We start from the raw sequence: 18,652 nt of genomic DNA on the forward strand, positions 1-18,652 counted from the left end.
AAAGGCTCCTCACGTGTCGCGACCGGTGCGCTGCCGCCTCGACCCCGTCCATCAGATCGTGTCCGACGCGGCCGGGGCGTGGCGTGCTGTCGGCTCGGACCCCTACTTTCGCATCCTGCCCCCCGCCGGCCGGCGTCGCCATCGCGGCGGTTGGGTCCGCATCCGGGCCGACCTCGCTCCGCTGGGCCGTACCAAGCTCGTGCCGCTCCTCTATGTCGACGACGGCAAGGGATTTCGGGAAAGCCTGACCATTCCTCTCGAGCGGGGCGAGGCCGGGATCGACAACCTCGTGCGGCTGCCGCGCCGAGTGCGCGGCCTGCGTCTCGACCCCCTGAGCGGGGCCGGCGGATTCACCCTCGGCCATGTGACCTTCGACCACCTCGGCGTGCCGGCCGCCTACGCGGAGATCATCCGGCGTCTCGTGGCCCGTCTGCCGGCCGCCGAGCGTCCCCTCCCCCGCCTCGTCGCCCGCGTCGCGGAACTGATCCGGCGCCGCCCGGCCCGTGCCCTGTGGCGCGATTTCCTTGACAGCGCGAAGCCGCGCCCGGTGCCGGCCTCCTACGCCGCCTGGATCGAGGCGGTCGAGACGCCGAGTCGCCTGTCCGTGCCCGCCATGCGGGCGGCCATCACTGGGTTCGGGTTCGCACCACGCATCTCCATCGTCATGCCGGTCTACGACACACCGAAGGTCTGGCTCGAGGCCGCCATCGCCTCCGTGCGGGCGCAGGCCTACGAGAACTGGGAACTCTGCCTCTGCGACGACAATTCGCCGAGCGCGCACGTCTGGCCGATGCTGCAGGCCTTCGCCGACGCCGATCCCAGGATCAAGCTCCACCGGCGCCGGCACAACGGGCGCATCGCGGCGGCCTCCAACGACGCCATGGCCCTGGCGACGGGCGCGTACATGACGCTCATGGACCACGACGACGCGATCCCCGACAACGCGCTCTACGAGTTCGTCCGCGTCCTCAACGAGGACCCGAGCGTGGACTTCCTCTACTCCGACGAGGACAAGATCTCCGTCGAGGGCGTCCGCTACGATTTCTTCTTCAAGCCCGACTGGTCGCCCGAGGCCCTGGAGGCGTGCATGTACACGGCACACCTCGCCCTCTACCGCATGGACATCGTCGGGCGCATCGGCGGGTTCCGCGACGAGTGCAACGGAGCCCAGGATTACGACTTCGCACTGCGCTACACCGAACACGTCCGAAACGTCCGTCATGTGCCGAAGGTGCTCTACCATTGGCGCGCCATTCCGGGCTCCACCGCCCAGACCATGGACAACAAGGACTACGTCATCGCGGCGGCCGTGCGCGGTCTCGAAGACCGGGCGCGCCGCACCGGCACACTCGATCACGTCCGCCCCTCCCCCTATGCCGGCTGCTTCTTCCTGCGCCGCAAGATCGTCGGCGCGCCGCGCGTCTCCCTCGTGATCCCGAGCGCCGGGCGCGACAGTACCGTCGGCGGCCGCAGCGTCGATCTCCTGGCCGAATGTCTCGCCAGCATCCGCCGAACGAGCACCTACGGCGACATCGAAATCGTGGTCGTGGACAACGGCGACCTTCGCCCCGCGACCCTGGCGGCCCTGCAGCGGTACGACGCGCGGCGGATCACCTACGCGGAGCCCGGCTTCAACGTCGCGGCGAAGATGAACCTCGGGGCCAGCGTCGCCACGGGGGAAATCCTCGTGTTTCTCAACGACGACGTCGCGGTGATCACCCCCGACTGGATCGAAGCGATGCTGGCGCTGCTCCAGATCGACGGCGTCGGCGCGGTGGGACCGAAGCTGCTGTTCGAGACCGGCGAGATCCAGCACGCCGGCGTTTCCATCGTCGACGCCACGCCCGACCATGTCCGTCGCGGTTACCCCGGCGACGATCCCGGGCACTTCTTCTCGACGGTGGGCAACCGCAACTACCTCGCGGTGACGGGCGCGTGCCTGATGGTGCGGCAGGATGCGTTCGCGGGGCTCGGCGGCTTCGATGAGGCCTACGCCGTCAATTACAACGACATCGATCTGTGCCTTCGCCTGTGGGAGCAGGGCCGGCGGATCGTGTACTGCGCTCAGGCCGAACTCTACCATTACGAGAGCCGCAATCGCGCCCGCACCGTCGATCCGGCCGAGCACGAACGGTTTCGCACCCGCTGGGCGAGAAAGATCCCGCAGGATCCGTTCTACAGCCCGTGGTTCGAGGCGCTGCCGCCGACCTTCGAACTCGACCCGGCACGGTTCTGACTGCGTTTGGCCTTCGGCTGACGCGAAGGCTCGGTCCCGGACTCCCGAATTGCGAACCAGTCTAATTCGCGGTTCTGTTCGCCGGCTGGCGACGCGTGGCGTGCGTCCCGCCACCGGAAGTTCGGCATGCAGATACTTCAGACCCTGGGGGGCGATGCGACGGTCTGGCTGACCGGCGCCCTGCTCGTGATCTGCATGGGCCTATGGGCCACCGGTCGCGTGGCCGAGATCGTCACCGCCCTGCTGTTCTTCGCCATGGCGATGCTGTTCCGCCTGGCGCCCCCGAACGTGGTGTTCTCGGGCTTCGCCTCCTCCGCGTTCTGGCTCGTGCTTGGCGGCATGGTGGTGGGCCTCGCCATGACCCGTACCGGCCTCGGGGATCGTCTGGCGCGAAGCCTCTCGGGACATCTGTCGGGATCCTACACCGGCTTCATCGCAGGCCTCGTGGCGCTCGCCTTCGGGATCGCGTTCGTCATGCCGTCCAATCTCGGACGCGTCGCCCTGCTGGTCCCGGTGGTGCTCGCGCTGTGCGATGCCTACGGCCTCGGTCCCGGGCGGCCCGGACGCCACGGCGCGGTTCTGGCCGTCGGCGTCGCGACGCCGATCCTGTCCGCCGCGATCCTGCCGGCCAACGTGCCGAACCTCGTCATGGCCGGGACGGCCGAGGCCCAATACGGCCTGCACCTCGCCTACCTGCCCTACCTCCTCCTGCACGCCCCGGTGCTGGCCCTGGTAAAGGGCGCGATCCTGGTCGCCTGCATCGTTCGGCTGTTTCCGGATCGGCTCACCGCCGTGGATGCCGGTGCCCTCGCCGTCGCACCGATGACGCCGGAGGCGCGACGCCTCGCCGTCATTCTCCTCGCCACCCTCGGCTTCTGGGTCACGGACAGCCTGCACCACATCGCGCCGGCCTGGATCGGCCTCACGGCGGCGGTGATCTGCTTGATGCCGCGGATCGGCGTGATGCCGGCCGAAGCCTTCGCTTCCGTGAACCTGCGCACCTGCTTCTACGTCGCGGCGCTGCTCGGTCTCGTCGCCACGGTGAACGCCACCGGCCTCGGAGACAGCCTCGGCCACGCGCTCCTGGCCGTGGCGCCCCTGGCGCCCGACGCGCCCGCTTACAATTTCGGCATCCTGACCGGCATCAGCGCGGCTCTGGCCCTGGTGGTCACGGCCAACGGCGCACCGGCCCTCTACACCGCTCTGGCCGGCGAGATGTCGCGCGTCAGCGGCCTCGATCTCTACAGCGTGGTGATGATCCAGGTGATCGGCTACGCGACCCTGTTCCTGCCGTACCAGGCACCGCCCATCGTGGTGGCGATGGAGCTCGGCCGGGTGCCCCTGCGCGCCGCGACGAAGCTGACCCTTACGCTCGGGGTTGTATCGCTGCTCATCGTCGCACCGCTGGATTACCTCTGGTGGCGGGCCCTCGGGAGGTTGCCATGAGGGCTTCGCGCCCGACTTACGATCCGAGGACAATGTCGCCACTCCCGTTCCGCCGTCGCGGGTTGCGGATTGGCGCCGGGCCGCGGGCAGATTAGAGACAATCCAAAATCTTTTTGCACTGCAGCGCCAAGGCGGCGCCTCAACCCACCATCGAGGAATTCGGAACACGATGGCTCCCACCGTCCGACCCACGGTCACAGCACCCCTCTCGCCCCATCTCCAGATCTACCGGTGGACCTGGACCATGGCGATGTCGGTGTTCCACCGCATCACCGGCACGGCGCTGTACGGCGGCACCGCCCTCGTGGCGATCTGGCTCGTAGCCCTGGCGTCCGGCCCGGCGGCTTACGGCTGGGTGGCGTGGTTCTTCGGCTCCCTCATCGGGAAGCTCGTCCTGTTCGTCTACACCTGGATCCTGATGCACCACATGCTCGGGGGCCTGCGCCACTTCGTGTGGGATGTCGGCCACGGGTTCGACCGCGAGCGGCGGATGTGGCTGGCGCGCGGAACCCTCATCGCTTCCGTGATCGCCACCGTGGCGATCTGGGCCGTCGCCCTTCTCGTGCGCTGAGGACCGAACCCATGGCCGAGACCGCAAAGACTTCGCTCCGAACCGCCCGCTCCCGCGTGAAGGGACTCGGCGCCTCCGGGCACGGGGCCGGGCATTGGTGGCAGCAGCGCGTCACCGCCGCCGCCAACGTGCCGCTGATGATCGGCTTCATCGTCATCATCGCCCTGATGGCCGGGCGGCCCTACCCCGAGGCCGTCGCCCTCGTGTCGCATCCGGCCGCGGCCCTCATTCTCATCGGCGGCGTGATCTCGGTGACGCTGCACATGCGCATCGGGATGCAGGTCGTCATCGAGGATTACGTCCACGACAAGGGCCTGAAGTTCGCGGCCCTGTTCGCCAACACGACCTACGCCGTCGCCGTCGCGGTGGCGTGTCTCTACGCGATCCTGCGCGTGAGCCTCGCCCGCCTCGTCTGACCGCATCCGCAAACCGATAGGGACATCGTCCATGGCCAGCAACGGATCGAACGGCGCGCCCGCCTACACCATAAACGACCACACCTTCGACGTGGTCATCGTCGGAGCCGGCGGCGCGGGCCTGCGCGCCACGGTCGGCTGCAGCCAGGCGGGCCTGCGCACCGCCTGTATCTCGAAGGTGTTCCCGACCCGCTCGCACACGGTCGCGGCGCAGGGCGGCATCTCGGCCTCGCTCGGCAACATGGGCCCCGACGACTGGCGCTGGCACATGTACGACACCGTGAAGGGCTCGGACTGGCTCGGCGACCAGGACGCCATCGAGTACCTCGTCCGCAACGCGCCGGCCGCCGTCTACGAACTCGAGCACTGGGGCGTGCCCTTCTCCCGGACGGAAGAGGGCAAGATCTACCAGCGGCCCTTCGGCGGCATGACCACCGATTACGGCAAGGGTACCGCCCAGCGCACCTGCGCCGCCGCCGACCGCACCGGCCACGCCATGCTGCATACGCTCTACGGGCAGGCGGTGAAGAACAACACCAACTTCTTCATCGAGTACTTCGCCCTCGATCTCATCATGGATGAGGACGGTCGCTGCCTCGGCGTCATCGCCATCGACCAGGCCACCGGCGAGATTCACCGCTTCCGTGCCCAGCAGACGATCCTGGCCACGGGCGGCTACGGCCGCTCCTACTTCTCGGCCACCTCCGCCCACACCTGCACGGGCGATGGCAACGCCATGGTGCTGCGCGCCGGCCTGCCCCTGCAGGACATGGAGTTCGTGCAGTTCCACCCCACGGGTATCTACGGCGCCGGCTGCCTCATCACCGAGGGGGCCCGCGGCGAGGGCGGCTACCTGACGAATTCCGAGGGTGAGCGCTTCATGGAGCGCTACGCCCCCTCGGCGAAGGACCTGGCCTCCCGCGACGTGGTCTCGCGCTCCATGACCATGGAGATCCGGGCCGGTCGCGGCGTCGGCAAGGGCAACGATCACATCTACCTGCACCTCGACCACCTCGACCCGGCGATCCTTCACCAGCGCCTTCCGGGCATCTCGGAATCCGCCAAGATCTTCGCGGGCGTCGATGTCACCAAGGAGCCGATCCCGGTGCTGCCGACGGTGCACTACAACATGGGCGGCATCCCGACGAACTATCATGGCGAGGTGCTGACTCTGAAGAACGGCAACCCCGACACGGTGGTGCCGGGCCTGATGGCGCTCGGCGAGGCGGCCTGCGTCTCCGTTCACGGTGCCAACCGCCTGGGCTCGAACTCGCTCATCGACCTCGTGGTGTTCGGCCGGGCCGCCGGCCTGCGTTGCGCCGAGATCGTCGAGCCGGGCCGCCGCCAGATGGACCTGCCGAAGGACTCCGCCGACAAGGCCCTGAGCCGCCTCGACCGATTCCGTTATGCCGACGGCGGGACCCCGACCTCGGAGCTGCGCGCCGAGATGCAGAAGACTATGCAGAACAACTGCGCGGTGTTCCGCACGGGCGAAGTCTTGGAAGAGGGCAAGACCTTCATCCACAAGGTCGCCTCGGGCCTCGCCGACATTCACGTCAACGATCGCTCGCTGATCTGGAACACCGATCTGCTCGAGACCCTCGAATTCGACAACCTCATCGGCCAGGCCGTCGTCACCATGGAATCGGCGGCCAACCGCAAGGAGAGCCGCGGCGCCCACGCCCGCGAGGACTTCCCCGATCGCGACGACAAGGAGTGGATGAAGCACACCCTCGCGTGGATGGACGATACGTCGAAACAGGTGACCATCGATTACCGTCCGGTCCACACCTACACCATGTCGAACGAGATCCAGTACATCGAGCCGAAAGCGCGTGTGTATTGAGGAAGCAGTCGCAGACTTGCTTTCGATGATGATTCTCTTGAGACGGAATTAGGCACGCCAAATCATGGCTCAGTTCAATCTTCCCAAGAACTCTCAGATGACCGAGGGCAAGACTTGGCCCCGTCCGGTCGGCGCCAACAACCTACAGGAATTCCGGATCTATCGCTGGAACCCGGATGACGGGAAGAACCCGCGCGTCGACGTCTATCAGGTCGATCGCGACGATTGCGGACCGATGGTCCTCGACGCCCTGCTGTGGATCAAGAGCAAGGTCGACTCGACCCTGGTGTTCCGCCGCTCCTGCCGCGAGGGCATCTGCGGCTCCTGCGCCATGAACATCGAGGGCCAGAACGCGCTCGCCTGCACCATGGGCATCGACGAGTGCCAGGAGAACGCGAAGGGCAAGAAGACCGGCGCGGTGCGGATCTACCCGCTGCCGCACATGCCGGTGCTGAAGGACCTCGTCCCCGACCTGACGAATTTTTTTGCCCAGCACGCCTCCATCGAACCCTGGCTTCAGACCGAGACCCCGGCGCCGGAAGGCGAGTGGAAGCAGACCCCGGAGGACCGGGCCCAGCTCGATGGCCTCTACGAGTGCATCCTGTGCGCCTGCTGCACCACCTCATGCCCGAGCTATTGGTGGAACGGCGACCGCTTCCTCGGCCCGGCCGCCCTGCTCCAGGCCTACCGCTGGCTGATCGACAGCCGTGACGAGAACACCGGCGAGCGCCTCGACGCTCTGCACGACCCGTTCCGCCTGTACCGCTGCCACACGATCATGAACTGCGCCAACGCCTGCCCGAAGAGCCTGAACCCGGCCAAGGCGATCGCCGAGATCAAGAAGATGATGGTCGCCCGCGAAGTCTGAGGACTTCCGACCGAACCAAACGAAAAAGGGGCGCGCGGTGTGAACCGCGCGCCCCTTTTTCGTGGGCCGGCCAGCCTATTCGGCCGGCGCGGGATGGTGCGCCACGGGGGAGGCGACCTTGCTTTCGGGCTGGATGCCCTCCGTCGCGTCCTTGCGCCGGAACAGGCGCATCACGACGACGAAGAACACCGGCACGAACAGCACCGCCAGGATGGTCGCCGAGATCATGCCGCCCAGCACGCCCGTGCCGATGGCCTGCTGGCTCTTCGAGGCGGCACCGGTGGCGATGGCGAGCGGCACCACGCCGAGGATGAAAGCGAGCGACGTCATCACGATGGGGCGGAACCGCAGGGTCGAAGCCTCGATGGTGGCATCGACGAGGCTCTTGCCAGGCTTCCACAGGTCTTTGGCGAATTCCACGATGAGGATCGCGTTCTTCGCGGACAGTCCGATGATCGTGATGAGGCCGATCTTGAAGTAGACGTCGTTGGGGAGACCCCGGAGATACACCGCCGCCACGGACCCGATCACGCCAAGCGGGATCACGAGGAGGACGGAGAGCGGGATCGTCCAGCTCTCGTACAGGGCGGCGAGGCACAGGAACACGATGATCACCGACAGGGCGAGGAGCAGGCTCGCCTGGCTGCCGGCGAGCTTCTCCTGGAGCGATTGCCCGGTCCAGGTGTAGCCGAAGCCCTTGGGCAGCTGCTGCATCAGGCGTTCCATCTCGGCGATGGCGTCGCCCGAGGTGTAGCCCGGGTTCGGCTCGCCGGTGATGCGCACGGACTGGTAGCCGTTGAAGCCGACGATCTGGCTCGGTCCCATGCCCCACTTCAGATCGGCGAAGGAGGACATCGGCACCATCGCCCCCTGCGCGTTCTTCACGGCATAGCTCAGGAGGTCGGTGGCCTGCATGCGCTGGAGCTGCTCCGCCTGGACGTAGACGCGCTGCATCTTGCCCTGGTTCGGGAAGTCGTTGGTGTAGACCGAACCGAGGTTGACCTGGATCGTCGTATTGATGTCCTCGAACTTCACTCCGAGGGCGGCGGCCTTCTCCCGGTCGATGATCAGTTCCGCCTGGGGCGCCGGCGGCAGACCCTCGATCTTCATCTTCTGGAGGATCGGGCTCTTCCTGGCGAGCGACAGGAGCTGGGCTTCCGCCGCCGTGAGGGCGGAGTAGCCCCGCTGCGCCCGGTCCTGCAAGCGGAACGAGAAGCCCGCCGCGTTGCCGAGGTTGTCCACCGGGGGCGGCTCCTGGGCGTCGACGATGGCGTCGCGGTAGCCGGCGAGCGCCGTGTTCGTGCCCGCCACGAGGGCAGCGGCGGAACTCGACGCGTCGCGCTCGCTCCACGGCTTCAGCGTGACGAAGGCCTGACTCAGGTTCGCACCCTGGCCCGAGAACGAAAAGCCGTTGAGCATCGTCACCGTGGCGACGCCCGGCTGGGCCAGCAGATGTTCCTCGACCTTGCGGACCGCGGTCTGCGTGCGGTTGAACGAAGCGCCCGGGGGCGTCTGGATGTCGACGGTGAAGAAGCCCTGATCCTCGATGGGCAGGAAGCCTTCGGGCAGGCGCATGAAGGCGACGGCCACGCCCGCCAGCAGGGCGAGGTAGACCACCATGATCCGGCCGGACGCCTTGATGAACCAGGCGACGCCGCGTCCGTAGCGGGCGGTCTCCCGGTCGACGATGCGATTGAACCAGCCGAAGAACCCGCCCTTGGCGTGGGCATGGCCCTTCTCGACGGGCTTCAGCAGGGTCGCGCACAGGGCCGGGGTCAGGGACAGGGCGAGCAGCGCCGAAAAGCCGATGGAGGTCACCATGGCGATGGAGAACTGCCGGTAGATGATGCCGACCGAACCGGGGAAGAACGCCATCGGGATGAACACGGCCACCAGCACCAGGGTGATGCCGATGATGGCGCCGGTGATCTGCTCCATGGCCTTGGCGGTGGCTTCCTTCGGCGGCAGCCCCTCCTCGTTCATGATGCGCTCGACGTTCTCCACTACCACGATGGCGTCGTCGACGAGGATGCCGATGGCCAGCACCATGCCGAACATGGTCAGCACGTTGATGGAGAAGCCGGCGAGTAGCATCACCGTCACCGTTCCCAGGAGGGCGATGGGCACGACGATGGTGGGGATCAGGGTGTAGCGGATGTTCTGCAGGAACAGGAACATCACCACGAAGACGAGGATCACCGCCTCCACGAGGGTCATCAGGACCTTCTTGATCGAGGCCTGCACCGCCGGGGTGATGTCGTAGGGAATGTCCCACTTCAGGCCGGGCGGGAAGAACTGCGACAGCTCCTCCATCTTGGCGCGGATCGCCTGGGCGGTCTCGAGGGCGTTGCCGTCGGGGGCCAGGGTCACCGAGATGCCGGCCGCCTCGCCGCCGTTGAGCCGGGTCGAGAACTGGTAGGCGTCGCCGCCGAGTTCGATCCGCGAGACGTCGCGCAGGCGCACGTTCGAGCCGTCGGAATTCGCCCGCAGGACGATGGCGCCGAAATCCTCGACGGTGTTGAGCTGGCCCTTGACGATGATCGGGGCGAACACGGCGTTCTTCACCGGGCTCGGCTGGGCGCCGACGGCGCCCGAGGCGATCTGGACGTTCTGGGCGCGGATGGCGTCTGCCACGTCGTCGGGGCTGAGCGACAGGCCGCGCAGCTTGTCGGGATCGACCCAGACGCGAAGCGACCGCTCCGTCGAGTAGAGCGTCGCGCGTCCGACCCCCGGCACGCGCCGGATCTCGTTGATGACGTTGCGGATCAGGAAGTCGCCGAGCCCGATCTCGTCCATCTTCCCGTCGGTGGAGATGAGGGTGATGATGTTCAGGGTCGCGGCCGAGGCTTCCTCGACGAGGATGCCCTGCTGGCGCACCTCCGCCGGCAGGCGCGCCTCCACGCGCTTGAGGCGGTTCTGCACCTCGACGGAGGCGAGCGCCGGGTCCGTGCCCGGCTGGAAGGTCGCCGTGATGTTGATGGAGCCGAACGAATCCGTGGTGGATTCGAAGCTCATGATGTTGGCGGCGCCGTTGAGCTCATCCTCGATGAGCCGCGTCGTGCCGGTGTAGAGGCTTTCCACCGACGCGCCCGGGAAGGCCGTCGACAGGGCGATGGAGGGGGGCGCGATCACCGGATACTGCGCCACCGGCAGCATCGGAATCGAGAGCACGCCGCCCAGGATGATGAACAGGGCGACGACCCAGGCGAAGACCGGCCGGTCGATGAAGAAACGAGCCATGGGTCAGCGCACCTGCGCGGCGGAGCGGGGCGTGGGCTTGGCCTCCGGCTTCACCTCCGCTCTCGCGTCCACCTTGGGAGCCGGCTCGACCACATCGGTGTCGCGGGGCTTCGGCGTCGTGTCCGCCGAGACCGGATGGAGTTCGACGGTCTTCACTTGCTGACCGGCGGAGATCTTCTGCACGCCCTCGACGACCACGCGGTCGCCGACCTTCAGACCCTCGCGGACGATCCACTGGCTGTCGACCACGGGACCGACCTCGATGGGCTGGAGCATGACCTTGTCGTCCTCGCGCACGACCCAGACCTCGGGCTTGCCGTCGCTGGTGCGCTGGATCGCCTGCTGCGGAACGGCCAGGGCGTCGGAATCGATGCCCTGCTTGATGCGGGCGCGCACGTACATGCCGGGGAACAACTCGTCGTGCGGGTTGGGGAACTGAACGCGCAAGGTCACCTGCCCGGTGCTCGGATCGGCGGTGACGTCCGAGAACAGGAGCCGGCCGGCCGAGCCGTAGAGCGACCCGTCGTCCATGATGAGGTGCACGTTGGCGGTATCGCCGGACAGGCGCGAAAGCTCGCCGCTGGCGAGATCCCGGCGCAGCTTGTTCAGTTCGCCCACCGACTGGGTGATGTCGACGTAGATGGGATCGAGCTGTTGGATGGTGGCGAGGTTCGAGGTGGCACCCTGCTCCACCAGGGTTCCTTCCGTGAGGAGGGCCCGGCCGATGCGGCCCGAGATCGGAGCGCGGACATCGGTGTAGCCGAGGTTCAGCCGTGCCCGGTTGCGAGCGGCCTTGGCGCCTGCGACTTCGGCCTCGGCCTGCTTCAGGGCCGCGTAGGCGCTGTCGTACTGGGCCTGGCTCGCGGTCTGGCGCGTCAGGAGCTGCTCCAGGCGGTCGGCCTGCTGGCCGGCCAGGACCTGAGCGGCCTCCGTGCGCGCGAGCACCGCCTCGGCACTCTGCAATTCCACCTCGAACGGCGCCGGGTCGATCTTGTAGAGAATGTCGCCTTCCTTGACCAAGCTACCCTGCTCGAAGGTCCGCTTGATGACGAGGCCCGAGACCCGCGAGCGCACCTCGGCGATCCGCATGGGCGCGACGCGACCGGGAAGATCCCGCACGTAGGGAATCGGTTGCTCGCGCACGGTGACGATGCTCACCTCCGGCGGCGGGACGGGCACCGGCGCTGCCGCCTGCTGCTTCTGATTGCAAGCCGACAGGGTGACGAGGACGATGCCGACGGCAACGGAAGCCGGCCGAGCCCAGAACACGCGTAGGGAGGGGGACGTCACGATCACTTCGCTCCTGCGGAATTCGGTCGATGGGCGGCCGCCAGGGGCGGACCGCTCTCGCTGTGTTCAAAGGACCACGCCGGCCCGCCCCGTGGAACGGAGGGATCGCGCGGCAAGCGCCGGGCCACGGAGAGCACGCCCGGACGGAGAGATGCGCAGGGCATCGATGGGAACAGCGGCGGAGGGCCGGACGGCTTGGCTGTCATCAGGGCTGTCTGACGGACGATCTTGGCGATCCGACGACAACCCAACAATCGGGACGGACCTCGCCTCGGCCGCTAGCCTGGAGCACACGACACAAGAAACCGTGAAGGCGTGACCATCTCGACGTGCCCGACGAAGCTCACGATCGACGCTGGCTTCTTCGACCGGCCCCCGATGCGGCGATCGCTTCGTGCGATAGTCTCAGGCGCCAAGCCGTGGAGGCCGGTCCGGTGGATGATCGTCGCGGGTATCCGGCTTGCCGGCGCACGTGAGAGCAACGGCCGCCGAGGCGTGCGAAATCGGCAGCAGCCGGGGGCCGGCCACCACAAGGTCCTCGCGCAGGTCGTCGGCGTCATTGCCGACCCGTACCATCTTCGGAACGTCGGAGGAGGCCGCGCTGTCGCCGGAATCGTACGCGGAGTGCGCTGCGAAGGACGCCGCCGGCATCTTCGGTCCCGGGTCCGTCACGGACGGCCAGGAGATCAGGAGCATCACGATGAGATGGAGAAGGCACGGCAGGGCATAGAGACAATTCCGACCGGGCAGCGACCCAAGGGCGCGCCCGAGGGAGCGCGTCTCGTCTGCGCCCACGGGCGACTTCGGGTGCTGTGCGGGACCTCTCACACCACCAAGACTGGTGTTTCAGCGAGCGCGTGACAAGTTCCTGCGGCATTCTGCCGTCCTCCGCGCTTTCGCTACCATCCCGGTGGAGGCAGTCCCTCGGACGTTGCCGGGATCACACAGGGGTATCCCCATCGGTCTCGCACCCGTTGACCGGTCCATCCCGGGCGGCCAAGGCTCGGCCCCTCGATTTCGGGGATCGCGAATCCGAGGATTCACGGCCCCCGTTCGACCAACTGCCCATCGGACCCGGCGCCGCGCAGGCACGGGGCTCGCCTCGGCTGAAGGACCACATCATGCAGACGCGCTTCGCCGCATCCGCTTTCGCGATCGCCCTCACCCTCGCGACGGCGCCCGGTGCACAGGCCGGCAACCCGTTCGACAGCGGCCCCATCGCCGATTTCATGAACATCTTCCGCGAGCAGGCGATCCCGCGCGAGACGGTGGCGTGGAAGGGCGCGGAGAAGCCCGGCACGGTCGTGGTCTCGACGAGCCAGCGGCGCCTGTTCTACGTGCTCCCCGGCGGGCAGGCCGTGCGCTACGGCGTCGGCGTCGGGCGCCAGGGCTTCTCCTGGTCCGGCCAGAAGGCCGTCACCGCGAAGAAGGAATGGCCGGATTGGCGCCCCCCGGCCCAGATGCTGGCGCGCCGGCCGGACCTGCCACGCTTCATGGCCGGCGGCCAGGACAACCCCCTCGGGGCTCGCGCCATGTATCTTGGTTCCACGCTCTACCGCATCCACGGATCGAACGAACCCGAGACTATGGGCGCCGCGGTCTCGTCGGGCTGCATTCGCATGACCAATAAGGACGTCGTCGACCTCTACGACCGGGTGAAGGTCGGCACCAAGGTCGTCGTCCGCAACTGACCCCCTCCGGGCCGTTGCGCGCCGCGAGCTCGCGCGCACCGCCCGACTTCCCCTGCCCGCCTCTGGTCGGCTTGATCTGAACCAACCGCCAGAGGGCCTATGATCTTCGGTGTCGATCCCGGCCTGCTTGCGGGCCTGTTCGCCGTGGCGGTCGCGGCGGGCTGCGTCGACGCCATCGCGGGCGGTGGCGGGCTTCTCACCCTCCCGACGCTTCTGCTGGCCGGCCTCGATCCGGTGAGCGCCATCGCGACGAACAAGCTCCAGGGCTCGGCCGGTGCGGTTTCGTCCACCGTGGCATTCGCGCGGCGCGGCCTGATCCATTGGCCGGCAGCCTGGAAGATCGCCGTCTCGGCCGGGATCGCGTCCATTGCCGGTGCCCTGTGCGTCAGCCTGCTGCCCCGCCCCGTCCTCGATGCCGGCGTGCCGATCCTGCTCATCGGCATCGCCGTGTACTTCGCCACGGCCCGGCGCATGAGTGCCGAGGACGCCACGGCACGGATGACGCCGGCACTGTTCGCCCTGACCTGGGCGCCGGCGGTGGGCTTCTACGACGGGGTGTTCGGGCCCGGTGCCGGCGCGTTCTACATGATCGGGTTCGTGACCCTGCTGGGGCTCGGCGTGGTGCGGGCGACAGCCCACACCAAGCTCGCCAACGCGGCGAGCAACCTCGGCAGCCTCGCCCTGTTCGCGCTCGGGGGGCACGTTGTCTGGACGATCGGCCTCGTCATGGCCGTGGGCGCGATCCTGGGGGCGCAGATCGGCGCTCGCCTCGCCATCCGCCTCGGGGCGCGCCTGATCCGCCCGCTGCTGGTCACCATCGCATGCGCCATGGCGATCCGCCTGCTCTCCGACCCGGCGAACCCGCTTCGGCACGCCGTGGTCGGTCTCTTCGTCGGCCCCTGATCACCGGGGCAAAAGTCAGCGGGGCATGAACGCCCAGTAGTCGAGGTCGAGGATCACCGACGGATCGTAGCCTTCGCCGGTCTTGTCCGGGTGTGCGCCGCACGGCTGGTTCTTCGTCGCCACCGTGCGCAGGCGCAGGAGGCCGACATCGGACCGGCCCGGCAGTTCGGCCGTCTCCAGCACCTCGCTCCAGGCGTAGACCGTGTCTCCGGCGAACAGCGGAGCGACGTGGCGTCCGGCATTGATGCCAGCGAGCGCGAAGGCGTTGCCCAGGCCGTTGAAGCTGAGCGCACGGGCCAGCGAGATGACCACCCCGCCATAGATGAGCCGGCGGCCGAAGCGGGTGTCCTTCGCCGCGTACCCGTCGAAATGCACCTTGGCGGTGTTCTGGTAGAGGCGCGTGGCGATCTGGTGCTCGGCCTCCTCCACGGTCATGCCGTCGACGTGGTCGATCTTCTCACCCGCCACGTAGTCGCCGAAGCGGTGCGGCGAGCCGGCGAGTTCGAGATCGTAGGCGCCGACATCGAGGAGCGGCAGGGCGCCGGCGAGGTCGGCCGGGTTCACCACCTTGGCGAAGGTCGGCACGTGCTCCTGCTCGATCTTCGCCTCGGGGTCGCGCTTCTTCACGAGCACCCAGCGGCAATAGCTCAGCACGGTCTCGCCGTTGGCGTCCGATCCGGTGGAGCGGACGTAGACGACTCCCGTCTGGCGGTTGGAGCTCTCCTTGAGACCGATCACCTCCGAGACCGTCGAGAGGGTCTCGCCCGGATAGACCGGCCGGCGGAAGCCACCCTCGGCGTAGCCGAGGTTCGCGAGCGCGTTGAGCGAGATGTCCGGGACGGTCTTGCCGAACACCACGTGGAAGGTGAGCAGGTCGTCCAGCGGGCTCTGGGGATAGCCCAGCGCTTTGGCAAAGGCGTCGGACGCCTGCACGGCGAAACGCGGTCCATAGAGCGCCGTGTACAGGGCCACGTCGCCGGTGGTGACCGTGCGGGGGGTGGCATGGCGGATGGTCTCGCCGAGGCGATAATCCTCGAAGAAGCGGCCGGGATTGGTCTTCATGGGCGCGAATCGTCCTCGCATCGGGGTTCGCGGGAGGGCGCGCAGGTTGGCGCGCGCGCCTCCACGAGGCATCGGAGATCCGGGCTGTCCCACGGCGGCTCACCGACACGAGACGGCCCGGTATATGGAGCGCTCAGCGCACGTAGACCGTGGGCTGCACCGGCACGAATTCGTGGAGCAGGCGGCTTGCGAACAGAAGCAGCAGCACCAGCACGATGGGCGACAGGTCGACGCCGCCGAGGTTCGGCAGGATGTTGCGGATCGGCCGCAGCACCGGCTCGGTGAGCCGGTAGAGCACTTCGCCGATCTGGGAGACGATGGGATTGCGGACGTTCACGACGTTGAACGCCACCAGCCAGCTCAGGACGGCGCTGGCGATGAGCACGTAGATGTAGAGCTGGACGACGGTGTCGAAGAGCCAGATGAAGGCATTCATGCGCGGGATCGATGTCCTCGTGGTCCAGCGCCCCGGGCACGGGTCACGCGCACGCAAAGCAGCAGGATTTCCGGAATTGACAGGCCGGCGTGCGCACGCCTAAAAGGCCCGCACCCCGGAACGGGGCTGTAGCTCAGATGGGAGAGCGCCGCAATCGCACTGCGGAGGTCAGCGGTTCGATCCCGCTCAGCTCCACCACCACTTCCGGCTTGGAATTGGTGTGTGAGGTCAAGAGTTTATCAGGTCCATCGCCCTGAGTGGGTCCCGACGGGACCAGGGTGGTATCCGGACCAGATCCCCAACAATCCTGTGATGGTCGCCGCTCACGCGTGCTCCGTTTCACCCTCCCTCGCCAGGGGCAGGGTGATCTCGAACCGGGCGCCGCCGAGGCTCGACACGCCACCGGCCGCCGCGAGTTCGAGGGTGCCGCCCTGGGCGCGCAGGACCGCCTGGACGATACCCAGGCCCATGCCGGTGCCGCCCTCCACGCGGCGGGTGGTGAAGAACGGCTCGAGCACCCGCGCCCGATCCCGCTCGGCGATGCCCGTGCCGTCGTCGACGACATGGACGTGCAGATGCCCGGCCGTGGCCCTGGCGGTGATCTGCAGCACAGCCGCACCGTGACGAGTGGCGTTGTCGGCCAGATGCCCGAACACGATGCCGGCCTTCTCGTCGGATAGGCCCAGAGTCCACGCGTCGGCATTCTCGGTTCGAACATCGAGATCGGGAAACCTGCGGCGAAGGTCCGACACGATTGCGGCGAGCGACGCGATGCCGACGGCCCCCGGACGCTCCGCGCGGGCGAGTTCGCGCAGCCGCCCCAGCAGGGCGGATAGCCGCGCCGTGTCGGCGACGATGTTGTCGAGGAAGCGCCTCCGCTCCGCCGCGCTCATGGCTGCGCCGGGCTCGAGGCCATCGTCCCGCAGGAGTTCGGCCGCTCCCCGGATCGCCGTCAGCGGCGTCTTCAATTCGTGGGAGACGTGGCTCGCGAAGGTCGCGACGTAGTCGGATCGCTCCCGCAACTGCAAGGCCATGGCGTCGAGACTGAGTCCGAGGAGCGCGATCTCCCGCGTCCCGAACCGCGCATCGGGCTCCGGGTCGACGGGCGCTCCCTGACCGAGCGCGACGGCGCGGGCGACCAGCGCGTGGATCGGCCGGGCGATGGCGCGGGTGAAGATGAGAGCGATGCCGAGGGTGGCCACCAGCACCACGAGCACGGCCGTCGCGACCTTGCCCCCCTCTCCGTAGAGCTGGCGCATGACGTTGTTCGGCGTCCGCGAGGCGTAGACGGCTCCGGCGACGCGGCCATCCACGAGGATCGGCAGCGCAGTGAACACCCGCACGCTGGTGCCGCGGCTGAGGGAGTAGAGCGGCGGCACGGCGTGCTTCGAGACGCGGGCGCGCAACACGGCTCGGAAGCGGCCCCGCAGGGCATCGGCGACTTCCTCGACCCCGGCGAGGGAGCGGCCGACTTCATCGCCGCCCGCGATGATCGTCCCGTCCCGGTCGACGATCCGGAAGCCCGCGAGGGTTGTCGCCTTCACCCGCGCCAGCACGGGGGCGAGCCGCTCGCCGAGGGCCAGGGCGGTGGGACTCGCGGCCTTCGCGGCCTCCTGGGCGTCGGGCCGCTTGTCGAGGCTGTGGTCGACGGTGAGGTCGAGGGCCGGCTCGATGATCGGGAGCGATGCGTCCGGTGCCGCGGCGCCGAGCAGATCGGCCCGGGCCGGATCGGTTTCGAGGTCACGGGCGACGAGGGCGGCCACCACGGCGCTCTGGGCGATCAATTCGCCCTCGGTCTGGCGTACCAGTTGGTTCTCGTAGAGGCGCACGAAAGACAGGCCGAGGAGCGGCAGCGCCGCGACGGTCGCCAGCATCGTCAGGACGACGAGGCCGAGGGTCGGCCGCCATTTCCGGGAGCCACGGCGTGCGCTCACGACGGGGGCCTGCACGGGCCGAGCCGGAAACCGACGCCGTGTACGGTCTCGACGGCGTCGGAGCATCCGGCGACGGCGAGCTTCGCCCGGATGTTGCGGACGTGGCTGTCGATGGTCCGGTCCGAGACGTGGACGCGTCCGCCATGGGCCGCGTCCATGAGCTGATCGCGGGTGAGGACGATGCCGGGCCGGACCGCGAGACCCCGCAGGATCGCGAATTCCACCGCCGTCAGCTGCACGGCCGCTCCGGCGAAAGCGGCGGCGCGGCGCGGCGGGTCCAGCACGAGGCCGCCCCGCCGTAGGACGTCCGACTCCGTTGCCGCGATCGGGCGCTGCTCCATCCGGCGCAGGATGATCCCGACCCGGGCCACGAGTTCGCGTGGGCTGAAGGGCTTGGTGACGTAATCGTCGCCCCCGATCTCGAGGCCGAGCACCCGGTCGATCTCTTCGTCCCGGGATGACAGGAACAGGATCGGGACCTCCGAGGTTCGGCGTACGCGCCGGCACACTTCGAGGCCGTCGATCCCAGGCAGCCCGACATCGAGGACGACGAGGCGGGGCGCGTCCTCGGCGATCCGGGCGAGGGCCTCCTCCCCGTCGCCCGCGACCCACGTCACGTGCCCCGCCTTGCCGAGGGCGAAGCAGATCACCTCGCGGATGTGGGGGTCGTCGTCGACGACGAGAATACTGGGGGTCATCGCCTCGCTCATTTC

The 18,652-nt window shown here is 68.3% G+C and carries 15 protein-coding genes and 1 tRNA gene; 9 read left to right on the forward strand and 7 right to left on the reverse strand.

The annotated features are described in order from the left end of the window. Positions 1 to 13: 13 nt before the first annotated feature. From ASF22_RS22500 to ASF22_RS22525, 6 genes are all read left to right on the forward strand, one after another. Positions 14 to 2,236, forward strand: coding sequence for a glycosyltransferase family 2 protein (locus tag ASF22_RS22500; RefSeq protein ID WP_244474398.1), 2,223 nt, complete (start codon positions 14 to 16; stop codon positions 2,234 to 2,236). A gap of 126 nt (positions 2,237 to 2,362) precedes the next feature. Further along, positions 2,363 to 3,682, forward strand: coding sequence for an SLC13 family permease (locus tag ASF22_RS22505; RefSeq protein ID WP_056268515.1), 1,320 nt, complete (start codon positions 2,363 to 2,365; stop codon positions 3,680 to 3,682). 169 nt (positions 3,683 to 3,851) lie between these two features. Next, positions 3,852 to 4,253: a succinate dehydrogenase, cytochrome b556 subunit gene (gene sdhC / locus ASF22_RS22510; RefSeq protein ID WP_056268517.1), complete on the forward strand. Its 402-nt coding sequence runs from the start codon at positions 3,852 to 3,854 to the stop codon at positions 4,251 to 4,253. Between the two features lie 11 nt (positions 4,254 to 4,264). Beyond that, positions 4,265 to 4,669: a succinate dehydrogenase, hydrophobic membrane anchor protein gene (gene sdhD, locus ASF22_RS22515; protein ID WP_056268519.1), complete on the forward strand. Its 405-nt coding sequence runs from the start codon at positions 4,265 to 4,267 to the stop codon at positions 4,667 to 4,669. 31 nt (positions 4,670 to 4,700) lie between these two features. After that, positions 4,701 to 6,515, forward strand: coding sequence for a succinate dehydrogenase flavoprotein subunit (gene sdhA / locus ASF22_RS22520; RefSeq protein WP_056268521.1), 1,815 nt, complete (start codon positions 4,701 to 4,703; stop codon positions 6,513 to 6,515). Positions 6,516 to 6,579: 64 nt separating this feature from the next. Continuing rightward, complete coding sequence (locus ASF22_RS22525) at positions 6,580 to 7,383, forward strand: succinate dehydrogenase iron-sulfur subunit (protein ID WP_056268524.1); 804 nt, start codon at positions 6,580 to 6,582, stop codon at positions 7,381 to 7,383. Between the two features lie 75 nt (positions 7,384 to 7,458). Here the strand turns inward: ASF22_RS22525 and ASF22_RS22530 are convergent, their stop codons facing one another. The 3 genes from ASF22_RS22530 to ASF22_RS22540 form a co-directional block, all read right to left on the reverse strand. Then, positions 7,459 to 10,623, reverse strand: coding sequence for a multidrug efflux RND transporter permease subunit (locus ASF22_RS22530; RefSeq protein ID WP_056268526.1), 3,165 nt, complete (start codon positions 10,621 to 10,623; stop codon positions 7,459 to 7,461). Between the two features lie 3 nt (positions 10,624 to 10,626). Next, a complete protein-coding gene (locus ASF22_RS22535; RefSeq protein ID WP_244474399.1) occupies positions 10,627 to 11,913 on the reverse strand; it encodes an efflux RND transporter periplasmic adaptor subunit in 1,287 nt (428 codons plus the stop codon). A 405-nt stretch (positions 11,914 to 12,318) separates the two neighbouring features. Then, the gene (locus ASF22_RS22540; protein WP_056268529.1) at positions 12,319 to 12,708 is read right to left on the reverse strand and encodes a hypothetical protein; all 390 of its coding nucleotides are present in this window, start codon (positions 12,706 to 12,708) and stop codon (positions 12,319 to 12,321) included. A gap of 326 nt (positions 12,709 to 13,034) precedes the next feature. Here ASF22_RS22540 and ASF22_RS22545 point away from each other — a divergent pair, with 326 nt between their 5' ends. Further along, a complete protein-coding gene (locus tag ASF22_RS22545) occupies positions 13,035 to 13,604 on the forward strand; it encodes a L,D-transpeptidase (protein WP_056174407.1) in 570 nt (189 codons plus the stop codon). A 99-nt stretch (positions 13,605 to 13,703) separates the two neighbouring features. After that, complete coding sequence (locus ASF22_RS22550; protein WP_056268531.1) at positions 13,704 to 14,507, forward strand: TSUP family transporter; 804 nt, start codon at positions 13,704 to 13,706, stop codon at positions 14,505 to 14,507. Between the two features lie 15 nt (positions 14,508 to 14,522). Here ASF22_RS22550 and ASF22_RS22555 read toward each other — a convergent pair whose 3' ends face one another. Both ASF22_RS22555 and ASF22_RS22560 read right to left on the reverse strand, forming a co-directional pair. Beyond that, complete coding sequence (locus ASF22_RS22555) at positions 14,523 to 15,569, reverse strand: MaoC family dehydratase (protein ID WP_056268533.1); 1,047 nt, start codon at positions 15,567 to 15,569, stop codon at positions 14,523 to 14,525. Positions 15,570 to 15,702: 133 nt separating this feature from the next. After that, positions 15,703 to 16,005: a YggT family protein gene (locus ASF22_RS22560; RefSeq protein WP_056174402.1), complete on the reverse strand. Its 303-nt coding sequence runs from the start codon at positions 16,003 to 16,005 to the stop codon at positions 15,703 to 15,705. A gap of 122 nt (positions 16,006 to 16,127) precedes the next feature. Here ASF22_RS22560 and ASF22_RS22565 point away from each other — a divergent pair. After that, positions 16,128 to 16,203, forward strand: a tRNA-Ala gene (locus ASF22_RS22565). A 125-nt stretch (positions 16,204 to 16,328) separates the two neighbouring features. Here ASF22_RS22565 and ASF22_RS22570 read toward each other — a convergent pair. Further along, positions 16,329 to 17,939: a HAMP domain-containing sensor histidine kinase gene (locus ASF22_RS22570; RefSeq protein WP_244474400.1), complete on the reverse strand. Its 1,611-nt coding sequence runs from the start codon at positions 17,937 to 17,939 to the stop codon at positions 16,329 to 16,331. Then, positions 17,936 to 18,637, reverse strand: a complete 702-nt coding sequence (locus tag ASF22_RS22575; RefSeq protein ID WP_056268628.1) for a response regulator transcription factor — start codon at positions 18,635 to 18,637, stop codon at positions 17,936 to 17,938. The genes ASF22_RS22570 and ASF22_RS22575 overlap by 4 nt, the downstream gene beginning before the upstream one ends. Positions 18,638 to 18,652 lie beyond the last annotated feature (15 nt).

The organism is Methylobacterium sp. Leaf87 (assembly GCF_001422775.1).
GTDB lineage: Bacteria > Pseudomonadota > Alphaproteobacteria > Rhizobiales > Beijerinckiaceae > Methylobacterium.

Bases quoted from the DNA above. Each gene is read 5' to 3' on its own strand.
- ASF22_RS22505 (WP_056268515.1), top strand. From the start codon at position 2,363: ATGCAGATACTTCAGACCCTGGGGGGCGATGCGACGGTCTGGCTGACC.
- sdhC (WP_056268517.1), top strand. From the start codon at position 3,852: ATGGCTCCCACCGTCCGACCCACGGTCACAGCACCCCTCTCGCCCCAT.
- sdhD (WP_056268519.1), top strand. From the start codon at position 4,265: ATGGCCGAGACCGCAAAGACTTCGCTCCGAACCGCCCGCTCCCGCGTG.
- sdhA (WP_056268521.1), top strand. From the start codon at position 4,701: ATGGCCAGCAACGGATCGAACGGCGCGCCCGCCTACACCATAAACGAC.
- ASF22_RS22525 (WP_056268524.1), top strand. From the start codon at position 6,580: ATGGCTCAGTTCAATCTTCCCAAGAACTCTCAGATGACCGAGGGCAAG.
- ASF22_RS22530 (WP_056268526.1), bottom strand. From the start codon at position 10,623: ATGGCTCGTTTCTTCATCGACCGGCCGGTCTTCGCCTGGGTCGTCGCC.
- ASF22_RS22545 (WP_056174407.1), top strand. From the start codon at position 13,035: ATGCAGACGCGCTTCGCCGCATCCGCTTTCGCGATCGCCCTCACCCTC.
- ASF22_RS22550 (WP_056268531.1), top strand. From the start codon at position 13,704: ATGATCTTCGGTGTCGATCCCGGCCTGCTTGCGGGCCTGTTCGCCGTG.
- ASF22_RS22555 (WP_056268533.1), bottom strand. From the start codon at position 15,569: ATGAAGACCAATCCCGGCCGCTTCTTCGAGGATTATCGCCTCGGCGAG.
- ASF22_RS22560 (WP_056174402.1), bottom strand. From the start codon at position 16,005: ATGAATGCCTTCATCTGGCTCTTCGACACCGTCGTCCAGCTCTACATC.
- ASF22_RS22575 (WP_056268628.1), bottom strand. From the start codon at position 18,637: ATGACCCCCAGTATTCTCGTCGTCGACGACGACCCCCACATCCGCGAG.